Below are 13956 nucleotides of genomic sequence, written 5' to 3' on the forward strand. Positions count from 1 at the left end.
GCGATCACCGCGTCGGCGTACGAGCCGAACAGCGCGGTGGCGGCGAGCACGGCGGTCGCGATCGCGATGCCCTTCGTGATCGCCTTGGTGGTGTTGCCGACCGCGTCGAGGTCGGTGAGCGTCTGCGCGCCCTCCTCGTCCACGTCACCGCTCATCTCGGCGATGCCCTGGGCGTTGTCGCTGACCGGACCGAAGGTGTCCATCGCGACGATCACGCCGACCGTGGTGAGCAGGCCGCAGCCCGCGAGCGCGATGAGGAACAGCGACAACCAGATGCTGCCCGAGGCCAGGAAGAACAGGCCCACCAGGGCCGCACAGATCACCAGCGCTGTGTACACGGCGGAGGAGAACCCGAGGCCGATGCCCGAGAGCACCACGGTGGCTGCACCGGTGCGGGTGGAGGCCGCGACCTGCAGCGTGGGGCGCTTGTCGGTGCCGGTGAAGTATCCGGTGAGCCACAGGATGACGCCGGCGAGCACCACACCGATCAGCACCGCCACGGCGGCGATCAGGCGGGGGTCGCCCTCACCGAGTGTGACGAACGGGCTGCCGCGCTCGATCTGGTCCATCGAGGAGGGCAGGTAGGCGTAGGCGGCGATCCCGGCGAGGACCGCACCGACCACGGCGGAGATGTAGAACCCGCGGTTGATCGCCGTGAGGCCGCTCTCGCTGCCGCGCACGCGGGTGATGAACACGCCGAGCACGGCCACGAGGGCACCGATCGCCGTGACGATCAGCGGGAAGATCAGCCCCTGCTCACCCATCGTGGCCTTGCCGAGGATGAGCGCGGCGACCAGGGTCACGGCGTAGGACTCGAACAGGTCGGCGGCCATGCCGGCGCAGTCGCCCACGTTGTCGCCCACGTTGTCGGCGATGGTGGCGGCGTTGCGGGGATCGTCCTCGGGGATGTTCTGCTCGACCTTGCCCACGAGGTCGGCGCCGACATCCGCGGCCTTGGTGAAGATGCCGCCACCCACGCGCATGAACATCGCCAGCAGTGCGGCGCCGAAGCCGAAGCCCTCGAGCACGCCGGGAGCCTCGATACCGAACAGCAGCACCACCACGGACGCGCCGAGCAGGCCCAGGCCCACGACCGCCATGCCGACCACGCCGCCGGTGCGGAACGCGATCCGCGCCCCTTCAGCACGGCCGCCCGGGTGCATCGCCGCGGCAGCGACCCGCAGGTTCGCGCGCGTGGCGAGCCACATGCCGAGGTAGCCGATCGCGGCCGAGAACGCGGCCCCGAACAGGAAGGCGACGGACCGGCCGACCTTGATCCCGCCGTCGCCGGGGAGCAGGAACAGCAGGCCGAAGACCAGCACGGCGAAGATCGCGAGCGTCTTGAACTGACGCGTGAGATAGGCGCTCGCGCCCTCTTGGATTCCTTCGGCGATCTCCTGCATCTTCGGCGTGCCCTCCGGGGCCGCCAGCACCTGGCGCCGCAGGACGGCGGAGATCACCAGGGAGGCGATCGCCACCACCCCGATGATCGCGACAATGACAAGACTGCTCTGGTCGAGCGAAGGCATCCGTCCTCCATGACGTGGTGCGTACCGGTGGCTGTCGGGGTCATCGGGTACGTCCCCCAGCGCCTGAGGCGGCAGTCTAGGCCAGGCTGCCGGTTGCGCCGAACCGGCCGGTTGGCGTCAGGGCGGCGACAACACCAGACCCGCTGCTCGTGCCGGTTCCGCGTACGCGGAGGCGAGCGTGTGCGCGGTCTCGTGCGCGTTGAGGCCGCTGGGATTGGGCACGACCCAGAGCACGGAGCCGGCCAGCGGCTCCGGCTGCCGCCCCATCGCCGCCTCCGGCCGGCCGAACGCGCTCCGGTACGCGGTGATGCCGGCGATCGCGACCACCGTGGGGCGGATCCGCGCGACACGCTCCGCGAGTGCCGCACCGCCGGCCCGCAACTCGTCACGACTCAGCTCCGACGCCTTCGCGGTGGCGCGCGAGACCAGGTTGGTGATGCCGATCCCCCGCTCTCGCAGGTAGGCGCGATCGGCATCGGTCATGCCGTCGGTCCGGGAGATCTCGCGGTCGATCACGCCCGCCAGTCGCAGCGCCGGGTAGAACCTGTTACCGGGGTGCGCGAAGTGCGTCGAGGTGGCCGCGGTCCACAGGCCGGGGTTGATCCCGACGAACAGCAGCCGCACCCGATCGCCGACCAGATCGGGGACCTCGGCGCCGACGAACGAATCCAGCTCGGCGCGGGTGAAGCTCGCCATCGTCAGCCGGCGTTCTCGAAGCCGAGGGACAGGTACCCGGTGCCGGCACCGAGGTGCGCCAGCGCGATCCGCTCGTGCGGGACGGTCGGCTCCGGGAGTGCGGCCAGCGGGCACCACGCCAGCTCGGAGGCCTTGTCGGGTTCCATCAGGCGCGGCTCGCCGGACCACGATCGCGCGCTGAAGAGGAAGTCCACGCGCTCGTCGATCGGGGCGTGACCCTGGGTGCGGTGCATGGTGAGCTCGAAGTCCAGCGCGACGTCGGCGATGCCGAGCTCCTCGGTTGCCTCCCGCGCAGCGGCCTGCGGCGCCGACTCGCCCCGCTCGATGTGCCCCGCCGCAGCAGCGGCCCAGTGCCCGTCCATGTAGCCGGTTCCCTGCCGAAGCTGCAGCAACACCTCAGGCCCCCGGGCCCCCTCGCGCAACAGGTACAGATACGACGCCGGGACCACCACGAACCGATCGAGCACCCCACGAGCCTAGTGACCCGTGTCGCTAGATCCACGACCGCCCGGCGACCGGAGACAGAAAATCCATGGGAGCGCAGGCTGGCCGCAGCCTAGGCTTCGACCATGCCAGAACCGACCAACGCCCTCGACCGCACCGCCGAGCAGACGCAGTTCTCCGGCGTGGTCGCGACGCTCGGCGCAGAGACCGACCTCGTGCGCGCGTACGGGATGGCGAACCGCTCCACAGGGACACCGGTGACCGCCGACACCCGGTTCGGGATGGCCTCGGGCTCGAAGGCGATGACAGCGATCGTGATCGCCTCGCTCGTGAGCGACGGCACGCTGACGTTCGAGACCCGAGCACGGGAGCTGCTCGGTTCCGACCTGCCACTGATCGACGACGCCGTGACAGTGCTGCAGCTGCTCACGCACACCTCCGGCATCGGCGACTACCTCGACGAGGAGACGTGGGAGCCGAGCGACCACGTGCTGTCACGGTCGGCGCACACCTACCTGACGCCGTCGGACTTTCTCGCCGACCTCGACGGGCACCCGCAGGTGGCGGCACCCGGCGAGCAGTGCGTCTACTGCAACGGCGGCTACGCGGTGCTGGCCGTGATCGCCGAGCGGGCCGGTGGTCACGACTACTACGGGCTCGTCCGCACCCGGGTGCTCGAGCCGGCCGGCATGGCCGACTCAGGCTTCTTCCGCAGCGACCGCCTCCCCGAGCGGACCGCGCTCGGCTACCTGGGCACCGACGACGATGCCCTCACCAACGTGTTCCACCTGCCGGTGATGGCGACCGGCGATGGCGGGATGTACACCACAGCCGCAGACACGCACCGATTCTGGTCAGCCTTCCTCGGTGGACGGATCGTCGACGACGCGATGGTGCAGGAGATGCTCCGCCCGCATGCCACGGACGCCGACGGCGGCCCGATCGGGCTCGGATTCGAGCTCACCGCCGCCGATGCAGGCGGCTGGGACGCGAACCTCGACGGCTACGACGCCGGTGTCTCGTTCGCCAGCCGCCACGTACGCAGCACAGGCGTCACCCGCGTCGTGCTCAGCAACACCAGCGAGGGCGCGTGGCCGATGTGGGAAGCCTTGCTCGATCTCTGATCACCAGGACCCCGCGCCGCCCTGGTAGAAGAACAGCACGTGCGCACAGCTCTGGCAGACCCGCATCGTCAACACGTGCTTGCTCATCCCCCACCGGGTCTCGACCTTGCCCTCCTCCTCACGGAACGAGGTGCCGTTGCAGACCGGACACTGCAGCTCCACGCGGTCGGGCGCCGAGCGCGGCGTAGGGCTGCTGTCGGGTGAGCCCCATGGTGGGACACCACCGGTCGCATCCTGCGTCATCCTCTCCCCTTCCCTGGGCACGTCAACGCCGAGGGTATCGACCCCAACGATTCCACGCCGTCGCGCGTCTGTACGGGTGAAGAATCGTGGTGAGGAGGTGGGGTGCGCGACGACGATGCTCTCGCAGAGTTCGTCCGTGACCGGGGCGCGGCGCTGCTCAAGCACGCCACGTTGCTGGTGGGGAGCCGGCGCGGCGCGGAGGATCTCGTTCAGGATGCGCTGGTGAAGGTGTTCGCCACCCGCCGGGGGCGGGTGCGCGACCTCGACAGTCTCGAGGCGTACGTGCGCCGTACTGTGCTCACGACCTTCCTCGACTCCTACCGCCGCCACCGCCGCTGGGTGAAGGTGCGTCACCTGTTCGCGGATCCGGACATCGGGCCGCCCGACGACGACGTGGCCGGCGCCGTGGACGTCACCGCCGCTCTGCGCACGTTGAGCCCGCGCGAGCGCGCCTGCGTGGTGCTCCGGTTCTACGACGACCTCACCGTGCCGCAGATCGCCGACGAGCTCGGGCTCGCGCAGGGCACGGTCAAGCGGTACCTGTCCGACGCCACCCACGCCCTGGCCGCGACGCTCGGCCCCGGCGTGAGGCCCGAGGAGACCGAGGTCGTGTCATGACCCAGCTGCGTGGGCTTCTCACCCGTACCGCCGATGATCTCGTGCCTGAGCACGACCCTCTCGGAGGAGCGCTCGACGGCGTCCGTCGCCTCGTGCGGCGACGTCGCCTCGTGCGCCGCGCCCAGGTGGGCGCCGGTGCCGTGGTCGGCGTGGTCGCGATCGCGAGCGCTGCGGTGCTGACGCTGCCGGGACCGGTCGCACCGACCGAGCCGGATGCGCTGTGTGGCGAGTACGTGTCGGATGTCCTTCCGGAGCCGGGTGACCCCGCTCTCGAGGGCTTCGCGACGATGCAGACGAGCGATCGCATGTCGGTGTCGATGCGCGCGCAGGTGGAGAACCTGGGCGCGGTCGAGGTGACCACGGTCGGTGACGTGCGGCTGGTGGTCTCGCTGCAGGGCATCGGCGTGGTCGTCGGGCACGGGACCGCCGACCCGGACGAACCGGTATCGATCGCGCCCGACAGCGCCGGTGATGTGTTCGCGACCGCGGATCTGGCGAGCTGTGGCTACGCCGGGTCCGCGGCAGGTGCCGCGCTGCCGGACGGCACGTACGACCTGACGCTGATCGGGTCCGCCACGGCTGGTGACAGCGAGGTCCCGTGGACGGCCTCGACCAACGGCATCACGGTCGAGGGCGGGCAGGCCCGGGAGAGCGGTGTCGAACCCGATCCCAGCGCCGAGTTCGCCCCGGTGTGTGGCGAGATGATCCCGGCTGTCGCGGAGAACCCGATGTGGTCGTCGGTGACCCCGACCTCCGCGGGCCCGTTCGCCGCCGGCGACCCCGACGCGCCGTACGCCGACGGCATGACGCTGGACCTGACGATCGGCACCACCTCCGCGGCCGCGCTCTCGGGCGAGCTCAGCCCCGAGGTGGTCACGGTGCTGACCGACCTCGACGGCGCCGTCGTCACCTGGTGGCGCGCCTCCGACCACGGCCGCCCGCTCGACCTCGGACCGTCCCTCGAGCTGGAAGGACAGGGATCGGCGGTGTTCTCGGAGTTCGCGTGGTTCCCGGTCGTGGACGCGTGCGACGGCGGGGCCGCACCGATCGCCGACGGCGCGTATCGGATCTTCACCTGGGCGGAGGCGACGGTTCGCGCGGAGGCGACCGACGCCGTCGAGCGCTGCTCGATGCTGAGCGCCCCGCTCGACGTCGAGATCAGCGGCGGAACGCTGAGTCTCGGGTGAGGGCAGTTCTGCCCTGCGGTGATGCCGGCATGTCCGGATAACCTGCCATCTGCCTCGGGAGATCCAGGGATGGTGAGCTGGTTCCAGGGCCTCGCTGGGGGGCGTGCCCGCGAGCCGGTTCGCTCTTGAGGCACGACGGCGCGGCGGTCGCACACCAGGCGGCCGCCGCCGCCATGTCGTTCTTGTCGGTGGCGGCGCGCACAATGGGCAGGTGCAGGCAGCGGGCTCGGCGAGCGTCTCGGCCGAGAGCACCCTCGGCGTGCTGCTGACCGGCGCTCGCGAGCAGGACTGTCTCGTGCATCTGGAGCACCTGCCGGCGCGCGCGGCAGTGACCGGCGCCTGGCCGGCGTGGGCCGACGCCGACCTCGTGGCCGGGTACCGGGCGCGCGGCGTAGCGACGCCGTGGCGGCATCAGAGCGAAGCGGCTGAGCACGCGTGGGCGGGGCGGCACGTGGTGATCGCGACGTCCACGGGCTCCGGGAAGTCGCTGCCGGCATGGCTGAGCGCGGTGACAGCGATCCGCGCGAACCGTTCCGGCGGGCGGCTGTCGGAGTTGTCGCGCCGCCCCGCCGCGCTGTACCTGTCCCCCACCAAGGCCTTGGCGGCCGACCAGCTCCACGGGCTGCAGGCGCTGCTCGACGCGGCCGGTATTCGCGACGTGCGCGCGACCACGGTCGATGGCGACACCAGCCTGGACGAGCGCGACTGGGCACGCGATCACGCGGACATCGTGCTGAGCAACCCCGACTTCCTGCACTTCTCGATGTTGCCCGGGCACCGGCGGTGGCAACGGCTGCTGCGCGGGCTGCGGTTCGTGGTGGTGGACGAGTGCCACGCCTACCGCGGAGTCATGGGCGCGCACGTCGCGCTGGTGCTGCGGCGGTTGCTGCGGCTGGCGGACCACTACGGCGGCAGGCCCACGGTCGTGCTGGCCTCCGCCACGACCGGTGAGCCGGCCGTGACCGCAGCACGGCTGATCGGGGTCATGCCTCAGGAGGTCGCGGCGGTGACCGAGGACGGGTCGCCTGCCGGGCGGCGCACGATCGCACTGTGGCAGCCGCCGCTGGCCGACGGGCTCGAGGAGACTGGCGCCGACTCGCTCGATGACAGCCCGATCTCCGGGACGCCGGATGCGCCACGCCGGTCGACGCTGAGCGAGGTAGCCGACCTGCTGGGTGACCTCGTCAAGGCTCGACGGCGCACTCTCGCCTTCGTGCGGTCGCGGCTGGGTGCCGAGGTGATCGCCGATCATGCCCGGGCCAGGGTGCGTTCGCCGTGGCAGCCGCCGAGCGGGGCGGGCACGGCCCGGGCGGTGACCGTGAACGCAGCCCCGGAGGTGGGCGCCGACGTGGTGGCCGCGTATCGCGGCGGTTACCTGCCGGAGGAGCGCCGGGAGCTGGAGCGCGCGCTCAGGACCGGCGACCTGTTGGGCCTGGCCACCACCAACGCGCTGGAGCTCGGCGTGGACATCGCCGGCCTGGACGCCGTGCTGATCGCCGGCTGGCCGGGCACGCGGACCTCGCTGTGGCAGCAGATCGGACGCGCCGGCAGGGCGGGCGCCGAGGGTGTCGCGGTGCTGGTGGCGTCCGACGACCCGCTCGACGCCTACCTGCTGCGGCACCCGGAGGCGATCTTCGGGGCACCGGTCGAGGCCACGTCGTTCGATCCGGGGAACCCGTACGTGCTCGCGCCACACCTGTGCGCGGCCGCCGGTGAGCTGCCGATCGGGGCGGCTGACCTGGAGCGGTTCGGACTCGTCGACGACCTGTTGCTGGACGAGCTGGTCGCACGTGGCCTGCTGCGCCGTCGTGGGCGGTCCTGGTACTGGAACTACGACCGGGCGGAGAGCCCACAGAGCCTCACCGACCTGCGCGGCGGCAGCGACGCGGTCGTCTCGGTGGTGGAGGAGCAGACCGGCGCGGTGGTCGGCACGGTGGACGGCGCGCGCGCCGATGCCGTGGTGCACGAAGGCGCGATCTACACCCACCAGGGTCGTACCTACCGGGTGACGCAGTACGCCGATGACGTGGCGCTCGTGGTCACGGAGCGGCCGCCGTTCCGCACCCGGGCACGCTCGGAGCGGCACGTGCGGATCCTCGCGAGCACCGAGGAGGCGGCATGGGGTCCGGTGACCTGGCACCGCGGGTCGATCGAGGTGACCTCGCGCGTGATCGGCTACGACCGCCGGCGGCTGCCGGGACTGGACCTCATCGGCTCGTACGCGCTCGACCTGCCGGAGCGGGTGCTGCGGACCGCCGCCGTGTGGTGGACGGTCGAGGCCGACGTGCTCTCCGACGCCGGCATCGGTCCCGATGAGCTGCCCGGCGCGCTGCACGCGGCCGAGCACGCGAGTATCGGGCTGCTGCCGCTGATCGCCACATGCGACCGGTGGGACATCGGCGGCCTCTCGACGGCATTGCACGCCGACACCTTCATGCCCACCGTGTTCATCTACGACGGCTACCCCGGTGGTGCCGGGTTCTCCGAGCGTGGCTTCGGGGCGGCGCGCCCGTGGATGCGGGCCACGCGTGACGCCGTGGCCGCGTGCCCGTGCCGCGACGGCTGTCCCGCGTGCGTGCAGTCCCCCAAGTGCGGCAACGGCAACAACCCACTCAGCAAGGCAGGAGCCGCCCGTGTGCTGACCCTCCTGCTCACCCACGCCCCCACCGTGCCGAGATCGCGGTTCTGAGTCGAGATGGGGTGGGCGCCTTTCATCGGACGGGGCCCGCTCGCGCCGCGGCGGTGGCGGTGGTCCGCCAGCCCTTGACCGGTTCCACGGCCACGACGACCGTGACCTGGACGTGGCCATCCGCCTCGAACGCGCATCCTTGCAGTCGGGCATCGTTGGCGGCGACCACGCGGGAGGCGACCGCACAGGGGTCGCTGCCGGGCCGTTGAGCGGCCTGGGCGGCGGCGATCGCGGCGAGATCGGCGGCCGCCTGCGCGGTGCCCCGAGCGTGCGCCGCGTGGGCCAGCGCCACGGCGCCGACCGCCAGGATCAGCGCGACCGCGACGACTGCCACGAGCAGCACGGTCGCGGCACCCCGCTCACGATCGCGCGCCGATGCGCACGAGGCACGCTCCGCCGTCGTCATGGCTCGCCCGGTTCCGCGGGCACGGCGACCTCCGCGCGTGCGGTGAGCGAGGATCCGCCGAGCCACCCCGTCGCGACCGGACGGCTGACCTCGACGGTGACCCAACCACCGGATTCGCTCACGGACACGTGCGCCTCGCTGCCCGCGAGGTCGGTGGCGATCGCGACCACGGTGGCACTGTCCTCCCCGAGCGCGGCGGCACGCGCAGCTGCCCGGGCGGCGTCGGTGCAGCGCACCTGAGCGATGGCAGCCGAGGCGACCAGCAGCACGACCACGAGGGCCAGCACGACCGCCGGGAGGCCGAGCGCCAGCTCGGCGGTCACCGAACCGCGATCGCGCGGCTGCCGGTGCTTCCTCCCGACGGTCGCCATCTCAGCCGCCTACCGACAGGGCGCTCTGGACGATGCTGAGCAACATCGAGCGCACCTGCTCACTGCGCAGGATCACCAGCAGCAACCCAGCGAAGCCGACGGCGGCGAGGGTGCCGATGGCGTACTCAGCCGTGGCCATCCCCGCCTCGCGCTGCTGCTGCAGCACCCGCCACCGGGCGCGAAGTCCGCGCCAGGCTCGTGAGTCGTTCATCCATGACCTCCTCCATGCGTGCGGCGCGCGGTTCGCGCCGCTGGACCTCGAGCCTCACTCAGCCGGCTCGGTCGCCGCTGGGCGGCCGACCCCCTGCTGTGGATGACGGTGCATCGGCGTGCACCTGTGGACAACCGGCGTTCCCGTTGCGCAGCCCGTGTGGTTGCGGTGACCGCCACCACGCCCGACGACCCGGCTCAGCCACCCCACAGCTCGAGCCCGGCGGCCAGCAGCACCGGGACCAGGCCGAGGAGCACGAACGCCGGGAGCAGGCACAGACCCAGCGGCAGCACCAGGCGCACCCCGAGTCGTGCGGCGGCTTCCCGGGCGCGCGCCTGGCGGGTGCGGCGGATGGCTGCAGCCGCGTGGCGCAGCAGCGGTTCGGGATCCACACCATCGGCCCATGCGGGCTCGAGGGCGTCGCTGACCACGGACCGATCGGACCAGGCCACGTCCCAGGCGGAGCCGAGCCGCAGCGCCTTCGCGGCGCGCAGGTACGGTGCGCCCTGCGTCTCCGGGAGCGCGGTTCCCACGGCGGTGACGGCGCCCACCACGTCCACCCCGGAGGTGAGCGCGGCGCGCACCAGGTCGAGCACCACGGCGTCGTCGACCGGCATCTGCCGCCTGCCGCTTCGCCGCGGAGTCCTGACTCCAGGCGTAGGTCTCGGTGGTCGGCGCACCGCCCACGGTGCGCACGCCAGCAACGCGAGGGCGAGCAACACCAGTGCGGTGCCCGGCGCGAGCCAGTTCATCGGCCCGCCCGTTCGGCATCGGCGACGAGTGCCCGCACCCACCGGTTCCCTACCAGGAACAGCGCACCTCCACCCACCAGGCACAGTCCGCCCACGCCACCGCCGAGCAGTACCGCGACCGGATCGGCTCCCAGCACGGTGCCGAGGGCGATGCCGCCGGCCGGCAACCAGGCGAGCAGTCGTGCCGTGGCCCGGGGTCCGGCCAGCGCTGTCCGACGCAGCTCATCGGCCTCCGCCGCCTCCGCTACGCCGGAGACCACCACGTCGATCACCTCGGCGAGCGGTGCGCCGGTGCGTGCGGCCAACCGGCACGCCGCCACCGCCGCAGCCACATCGCCGGCCTCGCGGTTGTCGCGCACCCGGCGCTGCCATGGCGGCCCTGCTCGTACCCTGACCGGGCTACACGGACGACCTTGGGGCATCCCGACGCCCGCCGCACCGGGCACGTCAGCGCCCCCGGGGTCGGACGCGGCGATCACCTCACCGGCCCACGGCGGCTCCGGCTCGGGCAGCGAGCGCCGCCAGGCCTCGGCGAGCTGAGTCCCCGCCCGCAGCCGTGTGGCGACCTCGACCAGCACCCGCGTCACGTCCGCACGTGGACTCCGACGCAGCCTTCCGCGCCACCCCTTCACCATCCCGCGCCAGTCACGACGCTGCCGAGGCTGCGGCCTTCCCGAGGCGGTCAGCACCCATCCCGCGAGTAGCAGCAGCGCCACCACGAACAGGCGCATCAATGCTTCCCACGGTCGAGCACTGCGCCGAGCTGGTCCCAGCCGGGTGCCGTGGTCATCACGCCGTCACGGCGAGTCAGGGCCGCCTCGCACCACATGCCGTCCGGGCCATCGGCCGCCAGCACGCCGACCTCCGCGAGCACCCGGCGCCCATCGCCATCGCGCCGCAGGTGCAGCACGGCGTCGATCGCCGCGCGCGCCTGCACCGCTACGGCCGCGGGTGCCAGCCCCGCGAGCGCACCGAGCGCCACGAGCCGGGCGGGCACGTCGTCGGAGGAGTTGGCGTGCACGGTGGCCCATCCGCCGTCGTGCCCCGTGTTGAGCGCGCCGAGCACTTCCCGCACCTCGCCGCCTCGGCACTCCCCGAGCACCAACCGATCCGGCCGCATCCGCATCGCGGTGCGGACCAGCACGTCGAGCCCGATCCCGCCGGCACCCTGCACGTTCGGACGCCGTACCTGCAGGTGCACCACGTGCGGGTGTGTCGGCGCGAGTTCCGCGGCTTCCTCGATGCAGACGATCCGCTCCGTGGCCGGCACCAGCGACAGCGCGCAGGCCAGCAGCGAGGTCTTCCCGGACCCGGTCGCCCCGCTGACCAACACGTTGGCCCGGACCTCGACCAGCCGCTGCAGCACCTGGGCGGCCACCTCGTCCAGGAAGCCGAGAGAACGCAGGTCCGCGACCGTGAAGGCCCGCCGCCGCAACGTCCGCAGGCTGATGTGCGCCCCCTCCGCCGCCACGGGCGCGAGCACCGCATGCAGCCGCGACCCGTCGGGCAGGCGGCCATCGACCACCGGCACGGCGTCGTCCAGCCGCTGCCCGGCCAGCGTGGCCAAGCGCGCCGCGAGCGCCCGCGCATCCTCGACCAGGACATCGGCGCGCTCCAGCCCGGCGCCACGGTCCACCCACACCCCGTGCCGCCCGTTCACGAGCACGTCGGTCACGAGCGGGTCCTCCAGCAGGGGCTGCAACGGCCCTGCGCCCATCAGCTCGGCGCGTGCGGCGCGGTCGAGCTGCAACCGCGCCCTGTCCCCCAGCACGCCGCTCCCACGCACGGCGCGGTCCAATCCCGGCTCCTCGAGCAGCCGCGAACGCACGGTCTCCAACGGCGGCGCGCTGCTCACGGCGCCAGCCCCAGCACGCTCAGCGTCTGCCGCGCCGCGCGCACGAGCGGGCCGCGCCGGTGGTCGCCCGGTGCGACGCCCCGTTCCAGCGCCGCGGCCAACGAACGCTCGGGGGCCATCCCGTGCAGCAGGGGCAGCCCGCAGGAGGCCGCAAGGTCCTGCGGATGCAGCCCACCGGGCGCCGGTCCGCGCACCACCAGCCGCATGTCCAGACCCGACAGCGAGCGGGCCAGCGCCTGCACGCCTGCCGCGGACTGCACGTCACACACGGCCACGGCCAGCACCACCTCGCACCACCGCGCAGCGAGTCCACCGGCCCGAGCGGCGACGCGCGGTAGGTCGAGCACCAGCACGTCGTGCGCGTCGCCCAACGCCGTCAGCGTCTCCTCGGAGGGCGGCAGCCCCACCGACCTCAGGTCGCCGGACAGCACGCGCACGCCGCGCCAGATCGGCAGCCCGGCGGACAGGTCCTCGGGTGCGAAGCCGCCCTGCTCGCCGCCCAGGTCGGCCCACCGCAGCCCGCCCTCGTGCTCGGCGCCGATCAGCACGTCGATCCCGCCGTGGTCGAGGTCGAGATCGACGAGGGCGGTCGAGAGCCCCGCATCGGCGCAGGTCCGTGCGAGGACCGCGGCGAAGCTGGAGGCACCCGCCCCTCCCCGCGCACCCACCACCCCGATCACGTGCGCGCGTCGGCTCGCGCTCACCGCGCGAATCCGGGTGAGCAGCTCCTCAGCCGTGTCCGGAAGCACGAGGCACGCTCCGCCGTCGGGCACCTCCAGACCACGCTCCACGGCGACCCAGGCGAACCGACCACCAGCACGCCGCCAGTCGGGATCGGACTTGCCCAGCTCGGCCACGCTGTCGAGCACCAGCGAGGCCTCCGGTGGAGCCGATCCCGGAGGGTGCACCGCCAGCGGCAGCTCCGCGAGCGCGGCAACCGACCGCACCGCCTCGACAACCGCGGGATCCGACGAACGCAGCGCCACTGCGAGTCCCGACATCCTCGACCCCTCTCCTCGTCCTGGCTCGCCAGCATGGAGCGGCTGCGTGGTCCGCCGCTGGGGCGCCGAAGGGGTGCTGTGGATACAGGTGCATCAGCGTGCATCTGTGGACAACCGGCTCCGCTGCCGCTCCCATGGGTCCGGAGCGGGGCCCGTGTGCCGTTGGTGTCACATCATCAACGTTTCGCACCCCGGAGCGGGGCTCCCGTGCCGCTGGTGTCACGTCTGCAACGCTCCACCGCAGACACCTGACCTCGCCCTGCCCCGCCTCCTCGAATGCGCATCCGTGACCCATGGAGCCGGACAATCGGATCTTCACACCCGATTCCTTCCCAAACTCCCGGGGAAGGAGTAGACATGGAGGTACAACTTCATCACCGGCCGTGGGAACCCACGCGCGAACAGTCCACGAATAGGACTGGGCGAACGGGCTAGCCCGTAGCGACCCACATCTCGTGTGCACGCTTGCTAACCCACGACGGCTGAAGTCGACGACGGCGCCCCTGAGGCGCCGTCGTTGCGTCTGCTCCCGTTCGGCGCGCCACCCGTGCCGCCGCGACTGCTCCCGTTACCGTGAACGGGATTCCACGACCTCTGGGAGTACCGATGAGCACCGACGAGCAGCGCAGCGACCCCGACGACCGCGCGCCCGAGACCGGGCAAGAGCCGGTCGAGCAGAGCGCTCCCGAGCCCACCCCGCTCGAGCCCGCCGAGACGACCGCCGAGGACCCGCTCTCGGAGAAGCCTGCCGTGATCGACCCGGACGACGACGAGCCCGCTCTCGAGACCCCCGTCACGGAGGAGCCGGCCACCGAGGAGCCCGCTGCCGC

The 13956-nt window shown here is 72.5% G+C and carries 15 protein-coding genes and 1 pseudogene; 5 read left to right on the plus strand and 11 right to left on the minus strand.

Annotated features, from left to right (window positions below; all coding sequences use genetic code 11):
* The 3 genes from ACOJSN_RS18110 to ACOJSN_RS18120 form a co-directional block, all read right to left on the minus strand.
* The coding region (locus tag ACOJSN_RS18110) for a sodium/proton-translocating pyrophosphatase (RefSeq protein ID WP_420113889.1) at nucleotides 1–1529 on the minus strand (1529 nt) is incomplete at its 3' end.
* Nucleotides 1530–1646: 117 nt separating this feature from the next.
* Nucleotides 1647–2225: a mismatch-specific DNA-glycosylase gene (locus ACOJSN_RS18115; protein WP_420113890.1), complete on the minus strand. Its 579-nt coding sequence runs from the start codon at nucleotides 2223–2225 to the stop codon at nucleotides 1647–1649.
* Between the two features lie 2 nt (nucleotides 2226–2227).
* Nucleotides 2228–2692 (minus strand): NUDIX hydrolase, encoded by a 465-nt coding sequence (locus tag ACOJSN_RS18120; protein WP_420113891.1) that lies wholly within the window; start codon nucleotides 2690–2692, stop codon nucleotides 2228–2230.
* Between the two features lie 102 nt (nucleotides 2693–2794).
* Here ACOJSN_RS18120 and ACOJSN_RS18125 point away from each other — a divergent pair, with 102 nt between their 5' ends.
* Nucleotides 2795–3793 (plus strand): serine hydrolase domain-containing protein, encoded by a 999-nt coding sequence (locus tag ACOJSN_RS18125; RefSeq protein ID WP_420113892.1) that lies wholly within the window; start codon nucleotides 2795–2797, stop codon nucleotides 3791–3793.
* On the opposite strand, the gene ACOJSN_RS18130 is transcribed toward ACOJSN_RS18125, so the two are convergent.
* Nucleotides 3794–4036, minus strand: coding sequence for a hypothetical protein (locus ACOJSN_RS18130; protein ID WP_420113893.1), 243 nt, complete (start codon nucleotides 4034–4036; stop codon nucleotides 3794–3796).
* Between the two features lie 102 nt (nucleotides 4037–4138).
* Between ACOJSN_RS18130 and ACOJSN_RS18135 the strand changes: the two genes are divergently transcribed.
* The 3 genes from ACOJSN_RS18135 (at nucleotide 4139) to ACOJSN_RS18145 (ending at nucleotide 8530) form a co-directional block, all read left to right on the plus strand.
* Nucleotides 4139–4654 carry a sigma-70 family RNA polymerase sigma factor gene (locus ACOJSN_RS18135; RefSeq protein ID WP_420113894.1) on the plus strand — a complete coding sequence of 172 codons (516 nt, stop codon included), beginning with the start codon at nucleotides 4139–4141 and terminating at the stop codon, nucleotides 4652–4654.
* Entirely contained in the window at nucleotides 4651–5841 is a 1191-nt protein-coding gene (locus tag ACOJSN_RS18140; protein ID WP_420113895.1) for a hypothetical protein, read from the plus strand. The genes ACOJSN_RS18135 and ACOJSN_RS18140 overlap by 4 nt, the downstream gene beginning before the upstream one ends.
* A 211-nt stretch (nucleotides 5842–6052) precedes the next feature.
* A complete protein-coding gene (locus tag ACOJSN_RS18145; RefSeq protein WP_420113896.1) occupies nucleotides 6053–8530 on the plus strand; it encodes a DEAD/DEAH box helicase in 2478 nt (825 codons plus the stop codon).
* 22 nt (nucleotides 8531–8552) lie between these two features.
* On the opposite strand, the gene ACOJSN_RS18150 is transcribed toward ACOJSN_RS18145, so the two are convergent.
* From ACOJSN_RS18150 to ssd, 7 genes are all read right to left on the minus strand, one after another.
* A complete protein-coding gene (locus ACOJSN_RS18150; protein ID WP_420113897.1) occupies nucleotides 8553–8936 on the minus strand; it encodes an Rv3654c family TadE-like protein in 384 nt (127 codons plus the stop codon).
* Nucleotides 8933–9307: a TadE family type IV pilus minor pilin gene (locus ACOJSN_RS18155; protein ID WP_420113898.1), complete on the minus strand. Its 375-nt coding sequence runs from the start codon at nucleotides 9305–9307 to the stop codon at nucleotides 8933–8935. Before ACOJSN_RS18155 ends, ACOJSN_RS18150 begins: the two co-directional genes overlap by 4 nt.
* Nucleotide 9308: 1 nt before the next feature.
* Complete coding sequence (locus ACOJSN_RS18160; RefSeq protein ID WP_420113899.1) at nucleotides 9309–9518, minus strand: DUF4244 domain-containing protein; 210 nt, start codon at nucleotides 9516–9518, stop codon at nucleotides 9309–9311.
* A 197-nt stretch (nucleotides 9519–9715) separates the two neighbouring features.
* Nucleotides 9716–10135, minus strand: coding sequence for a secretion system protein (locus ACOJSN_RS18165; protein WP_420113900.1), 420 nt, complete (start codon nucleotides 10133–10135; stop codon nucleotides 9716–9718).
* A 131-nt stretch (nucleotides 10136–10266) separates the two neighbouring features.
* Nucleotides 10267–11001: a type II secretion protein F gene (locus ACOJSN_RS18170; protein ID WP_420113901.1), complete on the minus strand. Its 735-nt coding sequence runs from the start codon at nucleotides 10999–11001 to the stop codon at nucleotides 10267–10269.
* Complete coding sequence (locus ACOJSN_RS18175) at nucleotides 11001–12125, minus strand: TadA family conjugal transfer-associated ATPase (RefSeq protein WP_420113902.1); 1125 nt, start codon at nucleotides 12123–12125, stop codon at nucleotides 11001–11003. Before ACOJSN_RS18175 ends, ACOJSN_RS18170 begins: the two co-directional genes overlap by 1 nt.
* Nucleotides 12122–13126, minus strand: a complete 1005-nt coding sequence (gene ssd, locus ACOJSN_RS18180; protein ID WP_420113903.1) for a septum site-determining protein Ssd — start codon at nucleotides 13124–13126, stop codon at nucleotides 12122–12124. Before ssd ends, ACOJSN_RS18175 begins: the two co-directional genes overlap by 4 nt.
* 606 nt (nucleotides 13127–13732) lie before the next feature.
* Here ssd and ACOJSN_RS18185 point away from each other — a divergent pair.
* Nucleotides 13733–13956: pseudogene (locus tag ACOJSN_RS18185) on the plus strand (hypothetical protein); the annotation flags it as partial.

Source organism: Pseudactinotalea sp., from assembly GCF_048594945.1.
In the GTDB taxonomy this organism is placed as follows: domain Bacteria; phylum Actinomycetota; class Actinomycetes; order Actinomycetales; family Beutenbergiaceae; genus Pseudactinotalea.